Annotated in this window: 20 protein-coding genes and 1 riboswitch; of the genes, 6 read left to right on the top strand and 14 right to left on the bottom strand. The window is 45.8% G+C overall.

Annotated features, from left to right (window positions below):
- A partial coding sequence (locus tag FS373_RS18920; RefSeq protein WP_322619539.1) for a retention module-containing protein occupies positions 1-1075 on the bottom strand: 1075 nt, incomplete at its 3' end.
- A gap of 752 nt (positions 1076-1827) precedes the next feature.
- Here FS373_RS18920 and yfbR point away from each other — a divergent pair.
- Together yfbR and FS373_RS18930 are read left to right on the top strand one after the other, a co-directional pair.
- Positions 1828-2415: a 5'-deoxynucleotidase gene (yfbR, locus tag FS373_RS18925; protein WP_152830337.1), complete on the top strand. Its 588-nt coding sequence runs from the start codon at positions 1828-1830 to the stop codon at positions 2413-2415.
- A 47-nt stretch (positions 2416-2462) separates the two neighbouring features.
- On the top strand, positions 2463-3797 hold the full coding sequence (locus tag FS373_RS18930) for an anti-phage deoxyguanosine triphosphatase (protein WP_152830339.1): 1335 nt from the start codon (positions 2463-2465) through the stop codon (positions 3795-3797).
- A 162-nt stretch (positions 3798-3959) separates the two neighbouring features.
- Here FS373_RS18930 and FS373_RS18935 read toward each other — a convergent pair whose 3' ends face one another.
- From FS373_RS18935 to FS373_RS18950, 4 genes are all read right to left on the bottom strand, one after another.
- Positions 3960-4337, bottom strand: a complete 378-nt coding sequence (locus FS373_RS18935) for a response regulator (protein WP_152830341.1) — start codon at positions 4335-4337, stop codon at positions 3960-3962.
- Between the two features lie 13 nt (positions 4338-4350).
- Positions 4351-6069 carry an ATP-binding protein gene (locus tag FS373_RS18940; protein ID WP_152830343.1) on the bottom strand — a complete coding sequence of 573 codons (1719 nt, stop codon included), beginning with the start codon at positions 6067-6069 and terminating at the stop codon, positions 4351-4353.
- 14 nt (positions 6070-6083) lie between these two features.
- Positions 6084-7040: a 6-bladed beta-propeller gene (locus FS373_RS18945; protein ID WP_194165904.1), complete on the bottom strand. Its 957-nt coding sequence runs from the start codon at positions 7038-7040 to the stop codon at positions 6084-6086.
- A 198-nt stretch (positions 7041-7238) separates the two neighbouring features.
- On the bottom strand, positions 7239-7871 hold the full coding sequence (locus tag FS373_RS18950) for a YchE family NAAT transporter (RefSeq protein ID WP_144046357.1): 633 nt from the start codon (positions 7869-7871) through the stop codon (positions 7239-7241).
- A 300-nt stretch (positions 7872-8171) separates the two neighbouring features.
- On the opposite strand from FS373_RS18950, the gene adhE reads away from it, so the two are divergent.
- The gene (adhE, locus tag FS373_RS18955) at positions 8172-10772 is read left to right on the top strand and encodes a bifunctional acetaldehyde-CoA/alcohol dehydrogenase (protein WP_152830345.1); all 2601 of its coding nucleotides are present in this window, start codon (positions 8172-8174) and stop codon (positions 10770-10772) included.
- 139 nt (positions 10773-10911) lie between these two features.
- Here the strand turns inward: adhE and FS373_RS18960 are convergent, their stop codons facing one another.
- The gene (locus FS373_RS18960) at positions 10912-13080 is read right to left on the bottom strand and encodes a malate synthase G (RefSeq protein WP_144046355.1); all 2169 of its coding nucleotides are present in this window, start codon (positions 13078-13080) and stop codon (positions 10912-10914) included.
- Between the two features lie 222 nt (positions 13081-13302).
- Positions 13303-14247: a LysR family transcriptional regulator gene (locus FS373_RS18965; protein WP_152830346.1), complete on the bottom strand. Its 945-nt coding sequence runs from the start codon at positions 14245-14247 to the stop codon at positions 13303-13305.
- 112 nt (positions 14248-14359) lie between these two features.
- On the opposite strand from FS373_RS18965, the gene FS373_RS18970 reads away from it, so the two are divergent.
- Complete coding sequence (locus FS373_RS18970; protein WP_144046354.1) at positions 14360-15943, top strand: isocitrate lyase; 1584 nt, start codon at positions 14360-14362, stop codon at positions 15941-15943.
- Between the two features lie 169 nt (positions 15944-16112).
- Here FS373_RS18970 and FS373_RS18975 read toward each other — a convergent pair whose 3' ends face one another.
- The 6 genes from FS373_RS18975 to FS373_RS19000 form a co-directional block, all read right to left on the bottom strand.
- Entirely contained in the window at positions 16113-17111 is a 999-nt protein-coding gene (locus tag FS373_RS18975; protein WP_144046353.1) for a GGGtGRT protein, read from the bottom strand.
- Between the two features lie 9 nt (positions 17112-17120).
- Complete coding sequence (locus FS373_RS18980; RefSeq protein WP_144046352.1) at positions 17121-17813, bottom strand: iron-sulfur cluster assembly scaffold protein; 693 nt, start codon at positions 17811-17813, stop codon at positions 17121-17123.
- An 89-nt stretch (positions 17814-17902) separates the two neighbouring features.
- A riboswitch (Fluoride riboswitch) is annotated at positions 17903-17984 on the bottom strand.
- A 193-nt stretch (positions 17985-18177) separates the two neighbouring features.
- Complete coding sequence (locus FS373_RS18985) at positions 18178-18726, bottom strand: GDYXXLXY domain-containing protein (RefSeq protein ID WP_144046351.1); 549 nt, start codon at positions 18724-18726, stop codon at positions 18178-18180.
- On the bottom strand, positions 18716-20041 hold the full coding sequence (locus tag FS373_RS18990) for a DUF2157 domain-containing protein (protein WP_152830348.1): 1326 nt from the start codon (positions 20039-20041) through the stop codon (positions 18716-18718). Before FS373_RS18990 ends, FS373_RS18985 begins: the two co-directional genes overlap by 11 nt.
- A 116-nt stretch (positions 20042-20157) precedes the next feature.
- Positions 20158-22209, bottom strand: a complete 2052-nt coding sequence (locus FS373_RS18995; RefSeq protein ID WP_144046349.1) for an alpha/beta hydrolase family protein — start codon at positions 22207-22209, stop codon at positions 20158-20160.
- Positions 22210-22440: 231 nt separating this feature from the next.
- A complete protein-coding gene (locus FS373_RS19000; protein ID WP_144046348.1) occupies positions 22441-23964 on the bottom strand; it encodes a fumarate hydratase in 1524 nt (507 codons plus the stop codon).
- A 141-nt stretch (positions 23965-24105) separates the two neighbouring features.
- Here FS373_RS19000 and pabB point away from each other — a divergent pair, with 141 nt between their 5' ends.
- Positions 24106-25500: an aminodeoxychorismate synthase component I gene (gene pabB, locus FS373_RS19005; protein WP_144046347.1), complete on the top strand. Its 1395-nt coding sequence runs from the start codon at positions 24106-24108 to the stop codon at positions 25498-25500.
- Between the two features lie 35 nt (positions 25501-25535).
- Positions 25536-26126, top strand: a complete 591-nt coding sequence (locus tag FS373_RS19010; RefSeq protein WP_144046346.1) for a CoA pyrophosphatase — start codon at positions 25536-25538, stop codon at positions 26124-26126.
- A 179-nt stretch (positions 26127-26305) separates the two neighbouring features.
- Here the strand turns inward: FS373_RS19010 and FS373_RS19020 are convergent, their stop codons facing one another.
- Positions 26306-26641 carry a hypothetical protein gene (locus tag FS373_RS19020; RefSeq protein WP_144046345.1) on the bottom strand — a complete coding sequence of 112 codons (336 nt, stop codon included), beginning with the start codon at positions 26639-26641 and terminating at the stop codon, positions 26306-26308.
- Positions 26642-26889 lie beyond the last annotated feature (248 nt).

Genomic DNA, 26889 nt, shown 5'->3' on the forward strand with positions numbered 1-26889 from the left:
TGACTGTGATGCTTAAGCTTGACGTGTCAGTACTTGAGCCGTCGGTCAGGCTATAAGTGATCACCGGGACCGCGCCATTATAGTTGGCGGCTGGAGTAAAGGTGTAGTCACCCTGACTGTCTAGGCTAAAGGTACCGACATCGGCAATCGTAATATCGCTGCCATCGGCTTGATAAACGGTGTTGTCGCCATCGACAGTAAAGCTGGTTAGCGAAACATCACCGTCGACGCTGCTGCCATCGATGACATTGCCGCTCACTTCAGGGCTGTCTTCGCTTATGGTGCGCACTTCATTGTCATCGGTAAAATCATCAGCTACCGGAGTAACGATAATGTTCAAGGTAGAGCTTAAGTCTGTATTCACCGTATAGATGATAACTGGTACTGTGCCATTCCAGTTTTCATTCGGGGTAAAAATGTAGCTACCATCGGTGTTGAGCACCAAGCTGCCATCATCCAATATAACCGTAGTGCCAGCGCTGTATCTGCTGCCTTCGACTTCGAAGCTCGTCACACTAAGATCATTATCGATATCCGTGTCGTTATTTAACACATTACCGGTCGCAACTGTATCTTCGGCTATGGTGTTGCTGTCACTTTCCAGGGTCGAGGGCTCATCTATGTCACTGCTCTCAATACCATCTGTAGTATCAAAACTGATTTGAGTCGTACCAATAGTGGAATAACCCGCCGCCGCTATGGTTTCATGCCCGGTACGTCCCACAGAGATGAAGTGGCTTTCTCCCTCATTGCTGAGTCCTGAGCCCGCAGCAGTCTCAGGTAACATAACTGTCGGATCTTTTTCTGCAGAAATTAAATCTTGTAGTTGCGCGATCTCGGCAGCATCAGACAAAGCATCACTGATTTCATTATTGTCGACAATCTGACCGTGTTGAGTTTGATGAAAAGCGGTGCCATCTTCATAAGCTATGCTGATCTCTGCACCATCTTCTATAAAGAGAATTGATCCTGCGTGGATATGTTTGCCCTGGGTGATATCTTCCACCACACTGTTTACTTCAACCTCGATCACTCCACGAGCAATCAAAACTTCTCCAGACTGCGTAATTACCACTTTTTTCAATTCAATTCTCCAGAAGGACAAACACCAAGGCCGCAACACTCACCTCAAACTGGCAACACAACACATGTAACCAATCAAAAAAACGGACGGCATGTTACATTTTTAGTGGTAATAAGTCAATTAGTGAGCAGTTAAAAACCCTACCAACTCACACTCCCCCAGGCTTTAACACTGCTATCACCATCGATACTGGTACAAGCGTCTAACTTAATAAATTGTCCATATAAAATATATAAAAGTCATCAGCGTGCGTAACTATTCACTTTTGGTGCATAATTAACTCTTAGCAGTCTGATTAATTGGCATTTCCCTCACTTGTATACATGCTGACACAGAGAATGATAACTTCACTCTGAACACACAGTTTCAACCGGAGCCCGCAGAACTGTTATCAACAAAAGAAATGAAAATACGGATCAATAACGAGGTGATTTCTAGGAAGAAGCCTCACTAGGCTGTGTAAATAATACTAGCGATAGAGATTTACGCCCTATCGTTAACTTAATATGAAGGTATAGCCGCCACTTTTCACTACTCCAATTTATCACTCTGGCTAACCCTAAAAGGAAGCAGTAAATCAAGCTGTTTATATTTAATCTTTTCATCCTTTGGACTGAGAATGATGATAGATCACCGCTTGTTAACCTGTACCATTCTGAGTTAAGCGACAATTATTTGCCTCTAGCTGGAAGGCTTGTGATAATGTAACTTTATGTAGTCATTGTATTAAGTTGCAAATCAATATGAGTCACCTCTTCGCTCACCTAGCTCGCATGAAATTAATTCAACGCTGGCCACTAATGTACAATGTTAGAAGCGAAAATGTGCAAGAACACTCTCTTCAGGTGGCCATGGTCGCACACAGCCTCGCCATCATAGGTAATCACAAATTTGGTAAGTCCCTATCCCCAGACAGAGCAGCAACTGTTGCCATTTTTCATGATGCCAGTGAAATCATTACCGGCGATCTCCCCACCCCGGTAAAGTACTTCAATAAAGAGATAGAAGCTGAGTACAAAAAAATTGAAGCCATTGCTGAAAACAGATTACTCGAAATGGTCCCTGAAGAATTTAAACAAGAATATGCCAGCTTACTCACCAGTGAGGATGCCGATATTGAATATAAGGCGCTAGTCAAATCAGCCGATACGATTTGTGCTTACCTTAAGTGCTTAGAAGAAGATAGAGCCGGTAATAGTGAATTTAATACTGCCAGAAAACGGCTCGAGCAATCACTGAGTAATAACCCGGATCCTGCCGTGCAATACTTTATTGATTGTTTTGTTCCGAGTTTTAAATTAAATTTAGACGATATCAACCAGTTACTTTAATTATTCAGGTTAATCACTCCAAGGATTAACGCAGGTTAAGGATCCCGATGACAGAGTCAGTATGGCATGCCAGACGTTTAACAGAAGATAAGAAACGTAGAAATGATCACCGCAGTCCCTATCAAAGAGATAGAGCACGGATCTTACATTCGGCTGCTTTTAGACGTCTGCAGGCTAAGACCCAAGTCTTGGGTGTCGGTATGAATGATTTCTATCGAACCCGGCTGACTCATTCTCTGGAAGTATCACAAATAGGCACCGGCATACGTGCTCAACTCAAACAGAAGCAACCTCAATTGGACCACTTGTTTGATTCCATGAGTTTAATCGAATCCTTGTGCTTAGCCCATGACATAGGTCATCCCCCTTATGGTCATGGCGGAGAAGTTGCACTCAACTATATGATGCGAGATCATGGGGGTTTTGAGGGTAATGGCCAAACATTCAGGATCCTCACAGGCCTAGAACCCTACACAGAATTTTATGGCATGAACCTGTGCCGCAGAACCTTATTGGGGCTCTTGAAGTACCCAGCCGCTTATTCGAGTCTACATCAAGATTCATCCAGCCAGCCAGTCACCAACATTCGCCAACTCAAACCCTCTGAATGGCCACCGGTTAAAGGCATATTCGACGACGATATCGAGATACTAGATTGGGTCTTGTCTCCCCTGTCTGAGAATGACAGACATAAGTTCCTCTCACATCAGGATGTCGATGGCCAACAACACAGGCGGACGCGCTATAAATCATTAGACTGCTCTATCATGGAATTAGCCGATGATATTGCCTATGCGGTGCACGATCTCGAAGATGCGATTGTCATGGGAATCGTCAACCAGGAACAATGGCAAGTGGATGTAGGCAGCAAACTCACATGCAGTGAAGACCATTGGATCCAGGATGAGTTTGGTTCTATTGGCAATAAACTCTTTTCCAGTAAGCATCACCAGAGAAAAGATGCCATAGGGACCTTAGTCAATGGTTTCGTCACCGCCATCGATATCAAACTCAATACCGATTTTGAAGATAACTTATTGCGCTATAATGCGGGTTTGGATAAGAATTTTTCCGAAGCATTGGAAATATTGAAGCAATTTGTCTTTAAATATGTGATCAGAAAACCCGAAATACAGATGCTTGAATATAAGGGTCAGCAGATTGTTATGGAGCTATTCGAGGCATTCGAATCGGATCCTGAGCGGTTATTACCGATCAATACTCAAGAAAGATGGCGTAATAGCAGAGACAAGGGATTGAACAGTCACAGAGTCATCGCAGATTATATCTCTGGCATGACCGATGAGTTTGCAGCCAGGCTACACCAACAGCTATTTAGCCCAAATTCAGGCTCTATGCTAGAGTTTAATCGAGAACTCTGAAACCAGTACACACAAACAGACTGGAATTTCAGTCTGCTCATCACCTGCACCTCTCAGCCTTAAATGGGCTGAGCAGCTACTTGGTGATGACTTTTGCCATAGCCTCTGTGGCAAAAGTCATCACAGAACACGAAAAACTTGCCATCGAATATCGATCATAAGCTAAGTTGAGCCTAGCAAGTCTTCAACTTTTCTAGACATATCAAACACGCTCAATGGTTTATCAAAAATGGCATCGGCCCCTAACGCATCCGCCAAGATAAGATAGTTACTCCCCCCGACTCGGCCACCGCCGGACATGGCTATAATGGGTATATCAGGCATCTCTTGCTTTAACCGTGTGATGATCTCTATCCCTTCCACATCCGGCATGATCATATCCGTGATAACAAGAGAAGCGGGTAAACTGTATATTAAGTCGAATACCTGACTAGATTTACCACAAGTTATAAATTGATAATGGCTCAGAAGCATAGACAAGGAGTCTTGCAAGGCTTCCGAGAAATCAGCATCATCATCAACAATAAGAATATTAGTCATAGATCTCTCCTTTTTAAGAACTCAATGCTAACACATGGGGTAAATCGATTAGAAAGGTCGTTCCACAGCCCTGTTGACTCCTACACTCTATAGTGCCGGCATGCTGTTCTATTATTCCATAACAAATAGAAAGCCCGAGCCCAGTACCCGAACCGACGGGCTTAGTCGTGTAGAAAGGTTGGAATATTTTTCTAATCAGTGAGCTTGGAACCCCTACACCTGTGTCACTGACTTCAATCAAGACACGTTCTGCTCGGCACTGCACATTAATCGATATCAGTTTTCCTATGCCCTGTGGCAGGGCTAAGGATTCGAGTTCGATGATGGCATCTTTGGCATTATTGAGTAGATTGGTCAGCACTTGTAGTAGCTGAACCTGATTACATAATATAAATTGACCCTTGTTTTGGATATTTACGGCGAGTGTGATGGAAAGCAGCTTTAATTCTGGGGAAATGAGGATCAAGGATTGATCGATCAACCAATCCACGGCAATGATTTCCCTTTCTTCACCCTGCTCATCTCGACTGAACAGTCTTAGGTGATTGATGATCTTGCTGATCCGCTCTATTTGCATTAAGTTTTTTTCTAGCATGTCATTTATCTTAGAGGGATGCCCCTGAACCAGAAGCATGCAGTCTGTGTATAATCTCATCACCCCTAGTGGCTGATTTATTTCATGAGCAATGCCCGCCGACATCTCCCCTATTGAAGAAAGCTTGGCCGATTGCTCCAGTTGTTTATTCGACGTGATCAGCTTCTCGTGAATACGTTCTAACTCTTGATTACGCAGGTTTAATTCCCCCTTTGTTTTCAATACTTGTTCATTGGTCTGTTTTAATGTGCTGTAGAGATGTTCAATCGCTTGTTTTTTTTCGGACTCTATTTGTCTGCCAAGATCTATCGTCTGCATCATGACTAAAAATTGCCTAGCTAGATCTCCCACTTCATCCTTAGATGTTATCAAGGCGAGTCGCGTCAACAACATTTCATAGTCCAGGGCATTATTATCATTAAAAGCGTAGCGCTTAATCACTTCGTCGCTGATGAGTTTTATTTTGTTGATGGGAAAAATAAGTTGCCTGGATACGAGCACGTGCATAAAATAACTTAACAGTGCCGTGATAATGACTTCCAACAGGAAAAGGACAGAAAACAGCCATTCTCTATAAACATTCTCTTTTAACAAGGCTTCTACCAGCTCAGACTTACCGTACAAGGCATCATTAGTAAATGCTCTAATTTGATTCGAATACAAGATAAATTCTTGTTGATATGACTTTCCGCTGCCTCTGAGAGAGCGACTAAATGACAGGCTGACCACTTTAATCAACTGGGTCCTCATCAGTTCGAGGACGGGTTCTATCTCTTCAGCCAAAGACTCATCATTGATAAAAGCATGCCGCTGCGAAATATACTTAAACTCCACCAGAGTCGATTGAAAGTCTTCGGCCTTCGCCAGTAATAAGACATCAAATTCACGACTATCGAAGAATAACATCTGATTCAGGCCCTCGTTGACCTTAGCAAGGTTACTCTCTAAATTTGACAAAATATTTTTTTGGGTAATAACGTCATAGATTAAAACATTGCGTGCGCGCTGGTCATTAATAAAGGCATACACAGTGCTCGTTATGATTAATATCCCCAAAATATAGACAATACCAGGCAAAGCAAATTTTTTCGCTATGGGTAAATCTCTCAATGACAGGTTTTTCATCGCAATAAACATAGGTAATTCCTACATCATCTGACATCAAAAACTTGCACTCTATGATTGGCAGTATCGGCAACATAAAGCAACTTATTCAAACCTATAACGAGACCATGTATATTGCCGAAATCGCCGGGGTCACGGCCACTTTGACCGAACATATACAGAAATTTGCCACGGCTGTTAAATTTCTGTATCCGGTTATTACCAATTTCCGCTACATACACATTATCGTTAGCGTCTATCGCTAAGCCTGAGGGCTTCCTGAATTCTCCCGGACCATCTCCCTCATTTCCCCAGAGAAACAGGAAGTTACCGTACTCATCGAAAACCTGAATTCGGTGATTTCCAAGATCGGCAACATAAAGTAAGCCTCGACTGTTATGTTTGATGGCTTCAGGCCTGCTTAACTGACCCGGTTCATTGCCTTTTTGTGCGAAGGTAAATTGAAAGTTCCCCTCTTTATCGAACACGCTGATACGACTATTGCCAGCCTCGGGCACATACAGGAAACCATTTTGATGAAACGTCATAAATTCGGTTTCCTGAGTCTTCCCCTCGACGCTGCCATAACCGCTATATGTCAGCATATGGTTATGGTCAGATGAAAACTTCTCTACATGGCCGGTTAAATAATCCGCTACATGAATATTCCCATCTTCATCTATGGCTATCCCCTCTGGCTTTCTCAAGCCCCCTATCTGTTTAGTGGCCCCAAACATGGAAATATAGGTGCCGTCGGCGCTGAAGACCTGAACATTGCCATTGAGCGCATCGGTAATCAGTAAATTCCCGTTGCCATCCACTGCGAAGTCTTCTACGTATTTAAACTGACCAGGGGCTGCACCCTCCTCCCCGAAGATGAAGAGAAGTTCGGCATCGACCTGCTCTCGGGAGCAGGCACATAAAATAAAGGCGAGTGTTAGAAGACTGATTAAATGACAGTATTGTAAAAAAAAAGGTTGGCGAGGAGTCTGAAGCTGTGACATAAAATCTTCCATGATATAGGAGGTAGAGCTCTATCAAAATCTTAGTACAGATCCGCTATAAGGGTTATTTTATGATGAAACAAAAACGCCGTTCGAGTCATTCAAACAGCGTTTACTCATGTAGCGCCTTACTGGCTGCACATGTGAAACAATAATGAAAAATTACGTAAATCCTGATTAAGCTTAATACTTAAATGGCTAATTCAGCAAATTGGGAAACAGGCCTTTAAACCCTGCCACGATCACTTCGATACCAATAGATAGCATCAAGAGTCCCATCAATCTAGTAATGACATTAATACCCGTTTTCCCCAGCACTTTATATATCACGGGCGCCGCCCTAAAGAGCATAAAGCTGGTTAAACCAAATACCATGACTGTGATAGACATGCCGACATGATTGATAAAGGTGTTATTTTCAGCCGCAGACACAATCACAGAGCTAATGGCACCTGGGCCAGCCATCAAGGGTAAGGCCAGAGGTACCACGGCAACCGACTCCATGCCCGATGATTCCCTGTCTTCTTCCTTGTTACGTTTAACCTCACCCAATTTTCCCTGTAGCATAGACATGGCAATGATCGCAATCAAGGAACCACCGGCTATCCTAAAAGCCGACAGCGAGATACTGAACAAGTTTAGAATATGCTGACCGGCAAATATGGTCACCAGCAAGATAACCACAACGGCAAAGTTAGCCACTTTTCCCGTATGATTGCGTTCGATATCATTTTGATGACTGGTTAAGCTCACAAACACAGGTAAAAGACCCACAGGGTTGATGATGGCCAACAAGCCTAAAAAAAACTTAACATAAAATGTATAATCCAACGACATATCCTCGAGTGTAAATACAGATTAAAGCGTTAGCTAATTTGCCATCGCCCTTGTATTGAGCAGACGAGTTTACCTTATGATTTCATCCGGTAAAAATGAGTTTTTTTATTCCGATTAAAAACATCACAGCTCACCAATTAAACAAACAAGTCGTTAACAATGTAATTTAATTACAACAAGGCCGCAAACTGTGGCTAAGATCACGGTTATCGAGGGGGTTTGGGTGTAATTTTTAGTCATCGAGAAGATTTAGCCAAAACCGATTTTGGCTAAATTTTTTCAAGGAAATACAAAATGACAGTGACCAATGAGCAAGAACTCGATCTTCTTGTACAACGAGTTGCAGATGCACAAGCCCAGTTTGCTAACTTCAGTCAGGAACAAGTCGATATCATCTTCAGAGCGGCGGCGTTAGCGGCGGCCGATGCAAGAATATCTCTGGCTAAGATGGCAGCATCAGAAACTGGCATGGGCGTGATTGAAGATAAGGTGATCAAGAATCACTTCGCCTCCGAATACATCTATAACAAGTATAAGGACTCGAAGACCTGCGGCATAATAGATGAAGACCCCACCTTCGGCACCATAACCATAGCCGAACCTGTCGGTATCATCTGTGGCATAGTCCCCACCACTAACCCAACTTCCACCGCCATCTTTAAAGCGCTTATCAGCCTCAAGACCCGTAATGGCATCATCTTCTCACCTCATCCCAGGGCGAAAGAGTCGACCACAACCGCAGCACGCATCGTACTGGATGCTGCCGTTAAAGCCGGAGCTCCGAAAGATATTATCGGTTGGATAGATGAGCCGAGTGTCGCATTGTCGAATCGCTTGATGACCCATGACAAGATAAACCTCATCTTAGCCACCGGTGGACCCAGCATGGTAAAAGCGGCTTATTCTTCAGGCAAACCCGCCATCGGCGTCGGCGCGGGTAATACCCCAATCGTGATAGATGAAACCGCTGACATCAAGCGTGCTGTCAGCTCAATATTGATGTCTAAAACCTTCGATAACGGCGTCGTGTGTGCATCAGAGCAAGCGGTGATCGTCGTCGATGAAATTTATGACACAGTGAAAGAGCGCTTCGCAACTCACGGCGGCTATATTCTCAGTGCCGATGAATCAGAGGCCATGCAAGGCGTCATACTCAAGAATGGCGGACTCAATGCCGACATCGTCGGACAGAGCGCGGTAGATATCGCCTCCATGGCTGGTCTAGACGTCCCCCATTGGACTAAGGTCTTGATTGGCGAGGCGACAGATATCAATGACGCCGAAGCCTTTGCCCATGAAAAACTCTCTCCTTTATTGGGTATGTATCGAGCCAAAGACTTCGATGATGCTATGGATAAGGCGGAGGCCCTGGTCACCTTGGGCGGAATAGGACACACCTCGGGTCTCTATACCGACCAAGATACACAAGAAGATCGCGTCAAGACCTTCGGTTTTCGCATGAAGACCGCCCGCATATTGATCAACACACCAGCCTCCCAAGGCGGCATCGGCGATCTGTATAACTTCAAGCTAGCACCTTCACTCACCTTAGGTTGTGGCTCATGGGGCGGCAACTCCATCTCAGAAAATGTGGGACCGAGTCACCTGATTAACAAAAAAATGGTCGCTAAGAGGGCTGAAAACATGTTGTGGCACAAGCTTCCTTCATCTATCTATTTCCGCCGTGGTAGCTTGCCTATTGCACTCGAGGAACTGAGTGACAAAAAACGAGCACTGATAGTTACAGACAAGTATCTGTTCAATAATGGATATTGTGACGAAACCGTCAAGATCCTCAAGGCTCAGGGATTAGAAACTGAGATATTTTATGAAGTAGAAGCCGATCCTACCTTAGCCATCGTCAAACAAGGCGCCAAGGTGGCCCATAGCTTTCAACCCGATGTGATCATCGCACTGGGCGGCGGCTCTCCCATGGATGCGGCTAAGATTATCTGGGTCATGTATGAGCATCCCGATGTGGATTTTGCCGATCTCGCCCTCAGATTTATGGATATTCGCAAGCGTATCTACAAGTTCCCTAAATTGGGTGTCAAAGCGCAGATGGTCGCCATCCCGACCACCTCAGGCACAGGTTCAGAAGTCACGCCATTCGCGGTAGTGACAGATGAAACCACGGGAATGAAGTACCCTATTGCCGATTATCAATTAACACCGAACATGGCCATAATCGATCCTAATTTAGTCATGGACATGCCCAAATCTCTCACCGCCTTCGGTGGAATAGATGCCATCACCCATGCACTGGAAGCCTATGTCAGTGTGATGGCCAACGAATACAGTGATGGCCAAGCTCTGCAAGCATTAGACCTGTTATTTAAGCACCTTCCCGATGCCTATAATCTGGGCGCTGCGGCGCCCGTGGCACGCGAGAAGGTACATAATGGCTCTACCATCGCAGGCATAGCTTTTGCTAATGCCTTCCTTGGAGTCTGTCACTCTATGGCCCATAAGTTAGGCGCCGAATTTCATCTTGCCCATGGCCTGGCAAATGCATTGCTCATCAGCAATGTTGTCCGTTTCAATGCGACTGACATGCCCACTAAACAGGCGGCATTTAGCCAATACGATCGACCAAAGGCTCTTTGTCGCTATGCAAAGATTGCAGACTACCTAGACTTAAGTGGTAATACAGATGAAGAGAAAGTTAAAGCTTTGCTTGAAAAAATCGATGAGCTCAAGAAGACGATTGGCATTCCGGCTTCAATCCAAGATGCAGGCGTCAACGAAGCCGACTTCCTAGCTAAACTAGACGAGTTAGCCGAAGATGCCTTCGATGATCAATGTACCGGAGCGAACCCTAGGTATCCCCTGATAGCAGAGCTAAAGCAGATACTGCTCGACAGTTTCTATGGCAACGCCTATAGCGATAGCTAATACCAGTTCCATGTGCATAGGGTCTAAACACTAGCTGCTCCCAATCGGTATAAAATCAGCCGTATAAGAAAGCCAGTTAACATCATAATGTTAACTGGCTTTTTATTTAAAATATCAAAGGGATGGTGGCGTATCTATTTTATTGAGCTTGCTCAGCCTTCTTTTTAATCCGATAAGCGTGCAGCAAGGGCTCAGTGTAACCCGAAGGCTGCTCTTTTCCTTTGAACACCAGATCAAGCGCCGTGTTAAAGGCGATACCGCTGAAATCTGGCGCCATTTTGTGATAGAGCGCATCACCGACATTTTGCTTATCGACAACAGCAGCCATCCTCTTCATGGACGCGGTAACTTGCTCTTCGGTGCAGATCTTATGCTCCAGCCAATTGGCAATATATTGTGATGATATTCTCAAGGTTGCCCTGTCTTCCATTAGGCCCACGTTATTGATATCGGGCACTTTCGAGCAACCGACACCATGATCAATCCAACGCACAACGTAACCTAAGATCCCCTGGGCATTGTTGTCGAGTTCACGTTGGATCTGCTCATCTGTCAAGGTTTCCGATAACAAGGGAATGGTCAGAATGTCATCTAATTTAGCATGGGTTCTGTTAGACAATTCCAGCTGTTTCTCGGCGACGTTGATCTGATGATAATGAGTCGAATGCAGTATGGCGCCATTGGGTGATGGCACCCAGGCAGTGTTAGCCCCCGCATTGGGATGGGCTGACTTTTGTGCAAGCATGGACGCCATCTCATCTGGCATGGCCCACATCCCCTTGCCAATCTGAGCACGACCAGGTAAACCACATGCCAGACCGACATCGACATTCCAATCCTCATAGGCATTGATCCAGGCTTGCTGTTTCATCTGTGTTTTTGGCACAAAAGGCCCGGCGAGCATAGAGGTATGGATCTCATCGCCAGTTCTATCGAGAAATCCTGTGTTAATAAACACCACTCTCTCCTTAGCCACGCGAATACACTCTTTTAAGTTTACTGTCGTCCTGCGCTCTTCATCCATGATCCCAAGTTTGATGGTATTTCTGGACAGGCTCAGCGCATCTTCGATGCGGGTAAACAGCTCACAGGTAAACGCCACCTCATCCGGTCCATGCATCTTAGGTTTAACAATATTGATCGATCCAGCTCGGCTATTAGTCCGCTGCTTATTATTGCCCTTAAGATCGTGCATTGCAGCCAGCACCGACACCATGCCATCTAAGATCCCCTCGGGAACCTCATCACCCGCCTTGTCTAAAATGGCATCATTGGTCATCAAGTGACCGACGTTCCGGATAAATAACAGGCTTCGACCAGGCAGAGTAAACTCCCTTCCAAGAGGACACAGATAATGACGATCAAGGTTGAGCTCTCGAGTGATGGTCTTGTCGCCTTTAGTCAGATGGGCTTTGAGATCGCCTTTCATTAAGCCTAACCAGTTTTGATAGACCTCACACTTATCTTCGGCATCGACAGCAGCCACCGAGTCTTCACAATCCATGATGGTGGTCACAGCAGCTTCTACCAGCAGATCTTTCATGCCAGCCAGATCTGTCTTACCTATGACGTGATGTCTGTCTATCTGGATCTCCACATGCAGACCATTATTTTTGAGTAAGACTGCATGGGGAGCAACCAAATTACCGAGATAACCCACCAACTTTTCAGGCTGCTTGAGCCCAGTATCAGTTCCATCCCTTAGGGTGATAACCAGCTGGTTTCCATCTATTTGGTAATGGCTTGCCTCGCGATGGCTGCCTACCGCTAAAGGAGCCAGTTGATCTAAGTGTTGCTTGGCAAACGCTATCACCTTACTACCACGTACCGGATTGAAACCGCTACCCATCTCGGCGCCGCCTTCTTCACTGATGGCATCGGTACCATAGAGGGCATCATATAAACTACCCCATCGCGCATTCGCAGCATTTAGGGCAAAACGGGCATTTTTAACCGGGACTACAAGCTGAGGACCCGCTTGCTGGGCAATTTCAATATCTACATTTTCTGTGGTAATACTGAAATCGTCGCCTTCTGGAACGAGGTAATCTATCTCTTGCAAAAATGCTTTATAGGCCAGAGGATCATGGACTTTATTATCTGTATGCCACTTATCTATCTGAGCTTGTAACTCATCGCGGCGGGCCAATAAACTTCTATTCTTTGGCGTTAGATCATCAATAATGGATTCAAGTGAGTTCCAAAACCTTTCCGATGAGATGTCGGTCCCAGGAATAATCTGCTCATTAACTAATTTAAATAATGATGTAGCGACCTGTAAATTGCCAACTTGAATACGTGATGTCATATTTTTCCCTTCCGATAGGTGTCATTGACTATGTCGTGCCTGTCTCTATTGCTAAAAAATGAAGCCGATTGAACCTCACTCTACATGAAGACTCATAAGAGCAGAATGTTAGTAGAAGTTTTGTTCAGTTTATCCAGCCTAAATGTATATCACTAATTTATCGTAGTTATAGCTAGCATTCATAAAACTTATATTACTTAAATAAAACTTGATGTCCAATGACTAGAATCTATCTATGATTCTGGCAGTTTCAGTGATGAGTTCTCTCATCCATCTGTGAGCCGGATTATGTTGCAATAAGGGGCTCCAGGCCATGGTCAACTCTATGGGGGGGATATCGAATGGCGGTGTCACTATACTGACTCGGGTATTATCTTGCTGTAATCTGGCCATTTTACTGGGCACAGTGGCAATCAAATCTTGCCTCTCCGCCAATGAACTGGCCGCTTGATAATTTCGGGTGAATACTGTGATACGACGTTTTGCACCAATTTTTGCGAGGGCCTCATCTACCCAGCCCAGACGTTGGACATCATCGGGATCCATGCCGACCCCGACCCCCATGCCGGTCTTACTCACCCAGACGTGATGAGACTTAAGATAATTGTCTAAATTAAAGTCCCTCAATACTGGATTAGTGCGGTTAATGAGGCAACTGAATGTATCTTTCCAGAGCACTTTTTGATGAAAAGATTGAGGGATTTCATCGAAGCGGTTAATCGCCATATCCACTCTACCCTGTTCCACATCGGCAAAATTGACATCGCTTGGGGTCATGATATCCAAAATGACTTTCGGTGCTTCATTACGCAAGCGAGCGATCAACAAGGGAATAAGGGTAGACTCGGCATAATCCGACGCCATCATGCGAAACACTTGCTCACTCTCTAATGCATTAAACTCGGCTTTGGGTTGTACGGCTTTCTCCAGCCCAATTAATAGCTCACGGATCACAGGTTTTAACTCACTTGCCCTCTCTGTCGGTGTCATCCCCTTACTGGTTCTGATTAAGAGCGGATCGTCGAACAAAACCCTTAACCTTTTAAGACCATTACTCATGGCCGGTTGGCTGATCCCCAGCTGATCTGCGGCTCGGGTTACATTCAACTCCCTGAGCAAGACATCAAAATAAACCAACAAATTCAGGTCAATACGAGATATATTCATAAAACAAATACCGAAGATAATTACTATAAATTAGACTAATTTAGCTCAATATTACTATTATTTTGAACGGAAGCAATCGTTGATAATTATTTTTTGTAGGAAGGGACTTACCATGTCAAATTACCGAACCGATATTGATACTGCAGCAAGCTTGATTGAGAATGAAGGTAGTGCCTGGAATGCAATCAATCCTGAGTCAGTCGCTCGTATGCGCACTCAGAACCAATTTAAGACGGGTTTAGACATAGCTAAGTATACCGCCAAGATAATGCGTGAAGACATGGCTAACTATGATGCTGATAGCTCTCAGTACACTCAATCACTAGGATGTTGGCACGGTTTCATCGGCCAACAGAAGATGATTGCGATTAAGAAGCATCTTTTGACTACGAAACGACGTTACCTCTATCTTTCGGGTTGGATGGTTGCAGCCCTTCGCAGTGAGTTCGGTCCTCTGCCTGACCAATCAATGCATGAGAAGACTTCAGTCGCTAGCCTAATTGCCGAGCTTTATACTTTCCTTCGCCAAGCCGATGCTCGTGAGTTGGGCGGCCTGTTCCGTGAACTTGATAATGCCGACGCCGCCGATAAAGCCGCGATTCAGGATAAGATAGATAATTTCGAGACCCATGTTGTACCTATTATTGCCGATATCGATGCAGGTTTTGGCAACGAAGAAGCCACTTACCTGATGGCTAAGCAGATGATTGAAGCCGGTGCCTGTTGTATACAGCTTGAAAATCAGGTTTCCGATGTAAAGCAATGTGGTCACCAAGACGGCAAGGTAACGGTTCCTCATGTTGAGTTTTTGGCTAAGATCAATGCCGTACGTTATGCCTTCTTAGAACTTGGCATCGATGATGGCGTTATCGTGGCACGTACCGATTCTCTCGGTGCGGGTCTGACGCAGAAGATTGCGGTAACTTCAGAGCCGGGTGATTTGGGTGACAAGTACAACTCTTTCATCGAAGTAGAAGAAGTCACTAGCGACAACTTAGAAAATGGCGACGTAGTGTTTAAGCGCGGCGATAAGCTGGTTAAGCCTTCACGTCTACCCAATGGCCTGTTTAAATTCCGCGCGGGTACTGGTGAAGAGCGCTGTGTGCTCGACTGTATCACCAGTCTTCAGAACGGCGCTGACTTATTGTGGATTGAGACCGAGAAGCCTCATGTGGCTCAGATTGGTGCCATGGTCAATGCCATTCGTGAAGTCGTGCCAAATGCTAAGCTGGTTTACAACAACTCGCCTTCATTTAACTGGACGCTTAACTTCCGTCAACAGATCTTTGATATCATGCAAGAAGCTGGTAATGATGTATCAAGTTACGAACGTGCTGACTTGATGAATATCAAGTATGACGAAACTGAACTCGGTATTCAGGCGGACGAGAAAATCCGTACCTTCCAGGCCGACTCAGCCCGTGAAGCCGGTATCTTCCATCACCTGATCACGCTACCGACTTACCACACGGCTGCCTTGTCTACCGACAACTTGGCGAAAGAGTACTTCGGTGACCAAGGCATGCTAGGTTATGTGGCTAATGTGCAGCGCAAAGAGATCCGCCAGGGTATCGCCTGTGTTAAGCACCAGAACATGGCTGGCTCAGATATGGGTGATGCTCACAAGGAATACTTCTCTGGTGATCAGGCGCTGAAGGCGTCGGGTAAAGACAACACCATGAACCAGTTCGGCTAATGCCCTACTAACTACCCCGACTAAATCCCCAATAGGGATAAGGGAAACAAAAAACCGGAGTCACACGACTTCGGTTTTTTCTGTTTTTGGAATACGAAAAGTCATCCCAATCTATTCATCTGATTGACTAAATATACCAAGGGAAAATCTAGCCTGTATACCTAGGGTATTAACTAAACGCCTGTTCGATGGCCACGGCGATTGCCACGCTGGCCCCCACCATAGGGTTATTTCCCATGCCAACCAAACCCATCATCTCCACATGGGCGGGTACCGAGGAAGAGCCTGCAAACTGGGCATCGCTGTGCATCCTACCCATAGTATCTGTCATGCCATAGCTAGCAGGGCCGGCGCCAACATTATCCGGATGCAGAGTACGTCCGGTTCCGCCGCCTGATGCCACAGAGAAGTAAGCTTGTTTCAACAACAGACGCTCTTTCTTGTAAGTGCCGGCCACAGGATGCTGGAAACGGGTGGGATTAGTCGAATTGCCTGTGATAGAGATATCCACCCCTTCTTTGTGCATGATGGCCACGCCTTCCATCACATCATCGGCGCCATAACAGTTGATCTCTCCACGCACGTCCTTACCAAATCGCTTCTCACGCACCACGCTGAGCTCGTCGGTCGCATAATCAAACCGAGTCTCCACATAGTTAAAACCATTGATGCGGGCAATAAGGTAGGCCGCATCTTTCCCCAGACCATTAAGAATCACCCTTAAAGGCGATTGTCTGACCTTGTTGGCATTCTGGGCTATCTTGATGGCCCCCTCGGCTGCGGCAAAGGATTCATGGCCCGCGAGAAAACAGAAACAACGGGACTCTTCAGACAAGAGGCGTGAGGCAAGGTTGCCGTGGCCCAAGCCTACCTTCCTCTGCTCAGCTACCGAGCCAGGTATGGTGAAAGCCTGCAAGCCTTCACCGATGGCATTCGCCGCCTCATAGGCCTTAAACTTCTGTTGTTTTATGGCAATAGCGGCCCCTAAGGTGTAAGCCCAGGCCGCATCATCGAAGGCGATGGTTTGTGTCTCTTTCACTATGTCGAAGGGATCGAAGCCATGCTTATTACACAAGTCACGGCTGTTAGTTAGACTCTCTAGGCCATACATATCCAATATCTGCTGAATACGTGGCATACGTTCCACGCTACGTTCAAATTCAATCATGATGATCCCCTACTGTTTTCTTGGGTTAATGTATGACACGGCTTCATCGAATCGACCGTAATGGCTCTTGGCTCTGTCGATGGCTTCATTTGCATCGACGCCATCGGCCACTAATGCCATCATCTTACCCAGTTGCACATATTCATAACCGATCACCTCAGTGTCTTCATCCAATGCCATTCGGGTAATGTATCCTTCGGCAAGGTCCAGATAACGAACCCCCTTGGCCCGGGTGCCATAGGTGGTCCCCACTTGAGAGCGCAGCCCTTTGCCTAAATCTTCCAACCCGGCCCCAATAGGCAAACCGCCTTGAGAGAATGCGGTTTGACTGCGTCCGTAGGCCATCTGCAGAAACAGCTCGCGCATGGCCACATTGATGGCATCACACACAAGATCGGTATTCATGGCTTCGAGTAAGGTCTTGCCCGTCATGATCTCAGAGGCCATGGCGGCTGAATGTGTCATGCCAGAGCAACCAACGGTCTCTATCAAGCACTCTTCGATGATGCCGTCTTTTACATTGAGGGTCAGTTTGGCCGCACCCTGCTGCGGCGCACACGTCCCGACACCATGGGTGACACCTGAGATATGGCTGACTTCTGTGACGTGGATAAAGTTTCCCTCTATGGGGACGGGCGCATTAGCATGATTGGGTCCTCTTGCTATAGGACACATATTTTGAATTTCGGTAGAATAATTCATAGCAGTCTCTTCGCTTAAATGGCTAGGAAGACCGTTGTGGAAGGAAATTGATACAGCTGTGCCCGACCTCTAACGATCTTAATTCGTTATAAATGCCAGGAGTCATCAGCCCAGAAGGCGGTTTAATATCAGTCCATTGATATAGAGTAGAACCCCATTACCCAATCATTAAACTACTCGCTTTTTACCATAAAACCAGAGGTGTTTTCACTCAGCCCTTATTTTTGTGAGTCATGTATCAAAATGAATTAATGGCTTGGGTGTTTATCCATATTGGCACGATTTAAGCCATAACGATAAAATAGTGATAAAATAACGAGAACAATAACACCCCGGAACTGAGTTCCGGGTTTAGTCAGTTATCTCAACAAGCATCACCTTGGCAGACAAATTCCTGCGCGCGGGCTTTACCGTTTCCCGACACAAAGATACGCATCAATGCTCCTTCCCTCAGGGTTTCTTGTGCTAAAAGCGCTTTCTCCTTGGGCATGAAAAATGCCTCTATACCGTACTCGATAGATAAACTGTTACCGTAATTAGCCCTGACCCTTCCACGTATAAACAGCCCAGTTACCGGTTTTAACTTAGAAATACTTTGAAAGCGCCAATGGTTCAGTTCTTCTTTGACACTGACGTAGACGACACTGCCTAGCTTATATTCACTGGCATTATCACTCTCTACTTGACTGATTTCATAACTAAGACGCACAAAATTGCCTCGAAACAGGCTTCTGGGATCATAAGGCTGGGTTTTGAGTATGATTGGGGTGCCGGTCCAAATTGGCCAGACTGAGCCCAAATACTCTACCACTAGCACCGAAAGCTGAAGAGTGATCGCGACTATGAGTCCTATCTTAAAGGTATGACTCTGATACCAGTTCGTATCTTGCACTAGCCCTGAATTAAGCTTCATCGGTTCGCCCTCCAAGCTCTGTTTGCCCGCGTAATCGCCAATATCTGGCAGCAAGCATCATGATAGACGCGGCAATCAGAAACAGCAGCGCGCCGCCGAGATAATCACCGATAAGATCAAAGTATCGCACAAATGCCGTCGCTAACAACGCCACGACTCCGGTATAAAAGTATTGGGTTTCATCTTGCTCTATGCCCCGCCTAATCAAACTTATGCCCAGCACCAGCAATAAAAAATTGATAGTGACTGCAGCAATCATATCGCCACTGCTAAAGTAGGCTTGAGCAATAAAGCAAATACTAAAACAAAGGCTAAAAAGTACAGCGGGCATCGAGGCGTATCGGCTATTTCTAGCAGACAGGCTCCATGAAATCACGCCGCCCGTAATCAATGCAGCGATACTCAATACCAGAGACATGTCACTTTCTGATGAGTACTCGTGCCAGATACCTTCAAAACTGAGTATGAGCAGAGTCACCACAGAAACTCTTAAGAGCCAAAGATGCAACACGAGTCCATACTCTCGCCATGTAGGATTCGATGTACGTATCAATGCCCAGGCCAAGCCATTGAATACTAACCCAAGCGCGAGAGAGAACGGCAGCAAGTCACCAAAGGGCTCATAATGAATGCCGCTACCCATCAGCCAAGCCAAGGCTAAGTTAAGCCAAACCAGCAGTGCAAACAGACTAAAGACAAATATGGTGGGTGTTGAGCGGCAATACAGCGCCAGGAACAGGGCAGATAAGAGAAAGACAGGATAGCTAGAGGGGAAAAATGCTTCACCGACCTCTACGCACAGCCAAATTGTAGCAAGTGCGAGCATCAATAATGACAGTAAACGACTTCGGGTTAATAGCACTAAAGGTAACACCCCTAACGCCCACCAATATATACCATCTGGATAATGCTCACCTAAGTGGTAAATTTGCGCAATGAGCATAATACTGGCGCCATAGGATATGGCCCCAAAAAACACCCAAATATTTGCGGCTTGATACCGGTTAGTCAGATATAAACGCAAGCCAATTAGGTTCGTGGTGGCAGTCAATAAGATTAAGACGCCGGTTTTAACCAAGCTTGGGATCTCATCCCAGTTATGAGAAATGATTAATATGAGGGCCAGTCCGATAAATAGACTGCCTAATGCCATTAATAGATAATAACCAAAGCTTGTTTTATTGGCGTCATTATCCAGAGACTCACCATATTTAGCCAAAATCGCTTGGCCTTGCTCATGGGTGATAATTGATTCATCTACCCACTCCCTAGCTTCGTGTGCTAACTCTTTCTTTAATAGCTGTATAAGCCGCATGCTTCACTCCTTTGAGACCTGAAAACGATATACACTTTATTCAAAAATCATCGACAAAAAAGGCCAGATAAATATCTGACCTTTTCATCTAACCATACTAAGCGGTAAATTACAGGTTACTTTTTAGTCCAGCGGTCCATCCAACCCAAGACATTGGCGTACCACTGTTCCAGGTTATCAGGGTTGAGGATCCAATGATTCTCTTCCGGATAAACCAGCAACTCAGATGGAATGCCTTTTCTCTGCATAAAGGTAAACGCAGCCAGACTTTGTCCATAAGGCACTCGGAAATCTTGCTCACCATGAATGATTAACATAGGTGTCTTCCAGTTCTCTACGTAATTGACTGGATTGAATTTCTCATACAAGTCCTTGTTCTCATCATATGTACCACCGAACTCATATTCGGGGAACCAGAGCTCTTCGGTCACATAATACATGGAGCGCATATCGAACAAACCAGCATGGTTAACCAGACAATTGAAGCCATCGCTCCAGTTACCCTGGATCCAGTTCATCATATAGCCACCATATGACCCACCGAGTGCACAGGTACGGCTAGAATCTAACCATTTCTGTTGCTTGGTCACGGCGGCTAGGCCTTTTTGCAGATCTTCCAGTGGCTTACCGCCCCAATCTTTAGAGATAGAGTCGGTGAATGCCTGCCCATAGCCGGTAGAGCCGTGGAAATCGATCATCACCACGCCGTAACCCGCACCGGCCCAGAGTTGAGCATTCCAGCGACTGCTGAATGAATTACCGAATGAGCCCTGAGGCCCGCCGTGAACCAGAAACGCAATAGGATACTGAGTGCCAGCCTTGAAGTTCGATGGCTTAATCCAGTAACCATGGACCTCTTCATTATTCCAACCCTTGAAACTGAACTGCTCGAACTCACCAAATTTAATCTTGGCGAGTTTCTCGCTATTGATATCGGTCAGTTTTTGTAAGCCCTGACCATCTAAATTGATAGAATGAAGATCACCTGGCTGTACCAGACTCTTGTGATTGAAGATAATCTTGTCCGCCGTCACGCCGACTATGCTGTTGCTGCCCTCGTTGTATAAGGTTTTTACATCACCAAATTGAGTGTTCACTTCAAAAATGGTGACTTGACCCACATCTTGAGCCGTGACGTATAAGGTTCGATTATCTTTACCAAAGGTCAATGAACTCGCACTTCTGTCCCATAGGGGCGCAACTTCTTTTTCCTGGCCCGTCACGGTATCACGCAACATGATGCGATATCTGTCGGCTTCGAAGCCCGGCTTTTTCATTGCCAGATAAGCTAAGTAGCGGCCATCGGCAGAATATGTCGGATGTGCATCCCACGCCTTGTTAGACTCGGTTAAATTAACCGCATCACCACCCGTTACCGGCACCTGCCACAAGTCATAGTTAGTGATCCAGGCCTGATCTTTACTCGGCGCCTTAGCGCTATAAACCACATATTTACCATCAGGGGTAAAGGTCACCTCTTCCATGCCGGAGAAAGGTTTAGGTGGCGTTTCCGTGTCCAGCCCAGCGGTGACATCCACGGCAGTGGTGATCTTGTCACCGTTCAATTGTGCCACAAACAGATGACTGCGGGAGTTATCGCTCCAGGTATCCCAATGACGGATCATCAATTGTTTATATTCACGGCCGTTGGATTTACGTTCAGCTTCTGCGGTGAATTTATCCTCAGAGCATTTCAGATCTTGGCAGTCCGGGAAGACACGCATGTTCAAGACCACTTGCTTGCCGTCTTGAGACAGTTTAAAGCCTTCCACATCCAGTGGTAGGTCTGACACTTGCCTAGCTTCACCGCCTGTCAGAGGTAACTTATACAGTTGGCTCGAACCATCACGTGAAGCCAGAAAGTAGACTGACTGGTCGTCGGCCGAAAAAGCGGCACTATGTTCGGTACCGGCAGCAAACGTGAGTTGCTTCGGCTCCGATCCCATTTGGGTCAAGTCTTGAATATAAAGGTCTGAACTGGCCTTACCTTCAGCATCAAATTTTTTGATGCCAAATACGATGCTGTTACCATCGCTAGATAAAGTTGATGAATGAAGTTTGTTGATTTTAACGAGATCTTGAACCTTGAAAGGCTGTGGTGATGAGGCTTGAGCCGACATAGCGACTCCAGCACCAGCCATAGCGAGTATGATTGCAGTTTTTTTCATTGTTATTATCATCTTTTGTGATTTCAATCTAACCGATTGGCGTATAGTCCAGATGGTCAGCGAGTTAAACTGTCCAACATTCATCCGACACCTAAGTTAGCTGGTGTTATTAGCAAGCATCCCTGCAGACATAAAAAATTTTAATCTATCGAGCTGAATATGCGCACACTATCCAAAATATTTGGCTTAGGCAAGACACCTAAGCCAAACTTTACTTTAGAAACAAGTGTGTTATTTCGCGGGTTCCAGGCTCACTTTCCATTGTGCAGGACCGGTTTCATGAACATTCACGCCCTTGGAGTCAACCGCCACTGTGACTGGCATATCTTTAACATCGAACTCATAGATAGCTTCCATGCCTAAGTCGGCAAAGGCTACCACACGTGACTTCTTAATGGCTTTAGACACCAGATAAGCCGCGCCGCCAACAGCCATAAGATACACAGCCTTGTGCTTCTTGATTGATGCAACGGTGGCAGGGCCACGTTCGGCCTTACCTATCATGCCCATCAAGCCAGTTTTCTCTAGCATTAGATCGGTAAACTTATCCATGCGGGTCGCCGTTGTAGGACCCGCAGGGCCGACAACTTCACTGCCCACAGGATCGACCGGACCGACGTAATAGATAAACTTACCGGTAAAGTCGACGCCTTCGGGAAGCCCTTCACCGGATTCGATAAGGGTCTGAATGCGTTTATGAGCCGCATCGCGACCCGTCAGCATCTTACCGTTGAGGAGCAAGGTATCACCACTCTTCCACTTTTCTATCTCGGCTTGTGTCACGGTATCTAGGTTGACCCTGTGTGTGTTCTCCCCCACTTCACGGGTGATCACAGGCCAGTCTTCCAGAGAAGGCGGCGTTAATTCCGCAGGTCCAGTGCCATCAAGATGGAAATGTACATGCCGCGTCGCGGCGCAATTGGGGATCATGACAACAGGCTTAGACGCCGCGTGAGTAGGCAGTGATTTAATCTTCACGTCTAGGACGGTTGTCAAGCCACCGAGCCCTTGTGCACCTATGCCCAAGTTGTTGGCACGCTCGAAGATATCGAGACGTAACTTTTCTTCGGCCGTCTCGGCGCCTCTTTGCTGTAGTTCGTGAATATCGACCGGATCCATCAAGGATTCTTTCGCTAAAACGGCCGCTTTCTCAGCTGTACCGCCGATACCTATACCTAACATGCCCGGAGGACACCAGCCCGCTCCCATGGTTGGCAAGGTTCTTTCAACCCAAGCGGCAATATCATCAGATGGATTTAGCATGGCCATCTTAGATTTATTTTCAGAACCGCCACCTTTAGCTGCGATAGCAACCTCGATGTGATTGCCTGGTATCATATCGATATGGACCACAGATGGCGTATTATCTCTGGTATTTTTACGTGCCCCGGCTGGATCTGCGACTATGGATGCACGCAGTGGGTTGTCTGGATTGAGATAGGCTTGTCTTACGCCCTCATCGACCATCTGCTGAATGGTCATGTCTGTTTTATCCCACTTAACAGCCATACCGACCTTGACGAAACAAGTCACAATACCCGTGTCTTGGCACAGAGGTCTCTTGCCTTCGGCAGACATACGTGAATTTATCAAGATTTGAGCGATAGCATCTTTTGCAGCAGCGCTCTCTTCACGTTCATAGGCTTGCGTCATTGCATCGACGAAATCCTTAGGATGATAGTAAGAGATATATTGTAGGGAATCGGCTACGCTCTCGATGAGATCCACTTGTTTGATGACAACTTCTTTACTCACAATCACTTCCTTATACACGACATTAGGGACACTTTTCAGCCATTTTCGGCATCTATATCTGTTTTTATTAATGCTAGCTGAGAGATATGATACTCTTTCGCGACTTTTAGGGGAATATCACATTTTAGATAAGGTGAATCGATGAGTTTTTCGGCGCTGCAGGGTGTATCAATACTGCGTCTTGATTGGAAATATACCACGACAGAATTATTTTCATCTTTGTCAGATATCCCCTGGGCTATGTTACTCGACTCGGCCAGTGGCGATCACTGTGATAGCCACTTTGACATTATCTGCCTTGACCCTATTGCGACACTTGTCACCGAGGGAGACAGTACAAAAATAAGCCGGTATCGAACTCATTGTCTGACAGACTCAAGCCTTAGCCAGTTAAACCCATTCGACTTGGTTAAACAGGAGTTAACACACTACTTCCCGATACCGAAGTCGAGTGAATTCCCCTTTTCCGGGGGCGCGATGGGTAGCTTCAATTATGATCTAGGACGTAAGATTGAGAAAATCCCCGAAATAGCCGCCGACGATATCGCCCTTCCGCTGATGAACATAGGCTTATATTTATGGGCGCTGGTATTCGATCATCAAGAACACGTCTGGAGCTTGGTGCATTACGGCAGCGAAGAAGCCGCGCAAACCAGTCTGGCTTGGCTGCAAGCTAAGCTGAAAATTAAACCAAAGAAGCCTGAATTCTCCCTTATCGGTGACTGGCAGCCACAACTAACTAAGACTGACTACGAAGCAAAATTTGATGCCATTCAAGAATATATTCAAAGCGGCGATTGCTATCAAATAAACCTGACCCAAAGGTTCTCGGCTAAATATCAGGGCAATGAATGGCGAGCCTACCTCAAACTCAGGGAATCCAATAAGGCTCCCTTCTCCGCCTTCATTCGCCTACCACAAGGTGCGTTATTGTCTATTTCTCCCGAGCGGTTTATTCAGTTAAGAGGGAAAGATATTCAGACTAAGCCCATTAAAGGCACGAGTCCCAGATATTCCACGGCGGCACAAGATCAGCAATCGGCCACACAGCTACGCCATTCAGCGAAAGACAGGGCGGAGAACTTGATGATAGTCGATCTACTTCGTAACGATCTGGGCAAGGTCGCCAAACCGGGCTCGGTATCTGTGCCTCATCTGTTTGAGATTGAAAGCTTTCCAGCCGTGCATCATCTGGTCAGCACAGTCACAGCACAACTCGACGCTAAATATGATGCCATCGACCTGTTAAAAGCCAGTTTTCCGGGCGGCTCGATCACCGGAGCGCCAAAAATCCGGGCGATGGAGATCATAGAAGAGCTTGAACCCTCGAGGAGAAGCCTTTACTGTGGTTCTATCGGTTACATCAGTCAAGACGGTCAGATGGACACCAGCATCACCATACGAACCTTAGTGGCTATAGATGGGATCATTTATTGCTGGGCTGGCGGCGGAATAGTTGTCGACTCGACGGCTGAGAGTGAATACAAAGAAACCTATGACAAAGTCAGTAAAATCCTGCCAGTATTACAGGGTTAATATTTGATATCGAAGTGGAAATCAGTAGAGGTTATATGCAAAAAAATATTAAGCCTATACAATTAACTGAATTTAAACTCAGATATAGCCTCTTGCAAGCCCCTCACGAGTCGAATCCGGATATTAAAGATCCCCTGCGCCAAGCTGCTGTCCTTATTGCCTTAATACAAGAAGAGGGTGCATTGCATGTCTTGCTTACCCGGCGCCCTACTCATCTTAGATCTCATCCGGGACAAATCAGTTTTCCAGGGGGGAAAGTTGAGCGGGGAGATGCTTCTCTTATCGAAACAGCATTGCGAGAAGCCGCGGAGGAGATTGCGCTTTACCCCGGTAATGTAGAAGTGATTGGCCAGTACCCTGCGATGAAAACCTTTACCGGTTTCGAAATAACCCCAGTTATAGGCCTGGTAAAGGAAGCCTTTACCCCTAAACTGGATCCGGGAGAAGTCGATGAACTGTTCACCGTGCCTTTGTCCTATTTATTACAAGCCGAGAATCGTCAAAAGCAGATTTATCAACGCCATGGGATCCATCACCCGGTTTATTTTATCCGTTATCGAGAACACCTTATCTGGGGAGCAACCGCTGCCATGATAAACAGACTCTGCAAGCATCTGATTCTCTAGAAACTCTCAGTAATATTTATTACAAAACGACAATCATCAAAAGCAGATAGACCAAGGCCATGGGATCCACGGCTCGCAATTTATTTTATCCGTTACAGACAACACCTTATCTGGGGCGTAACCGCGGCCATGATAAACAGACTCTGCAAACATCTGATACTCTAGAAACTAGTCACTCGTTAAATTACAAAGGTGATATACAGGCCCGCAGCGACAGAACTTAATAGCAGCAGAGGAATATTGAACCAATACCCCATCTTACTGTGATGAGCAAAATAGTAATTAAAAGCCAAACTGACAAAACTGATTGCCGCACACGCCCATATAATATGTTCCAATTGAACTGTCTGTACAGGATCCCAACCAAGACGAATCGCTGCGCCCTTGCTCAAATAATACCCTATCGCGCGATCTGGCCTAGCCTTATCGAAAACCAGCAAGGCATATATTGCAAGAGACCAACCTGTAATAGATAGAGTGGCCAATAATCGCTGAAAAATTTTTATTTTCTTCATGACAACCCCCTCTAACAAATGTAATTAATCTAGCCCTCTAATTAATCATAACAAGTAAGCCTTATGGCTGCCAATTTCAAGCAGTTAGTAGAGAAAAACTGCGATCTGGGTTTGGGTTAAAATTCAAAAGCAGGATTAATCATCAATATTACCGGCTATTAGGCCCTTTATCTGATTTTGCTACTTGAGAAAACCAGCCAGCAAGGTAATATAAACGTCCAAATTTTATATATAAACGTTTCGTTGGA

Source organism: Shewanella sp. YLB-07 (assembly GCF_009377275.1).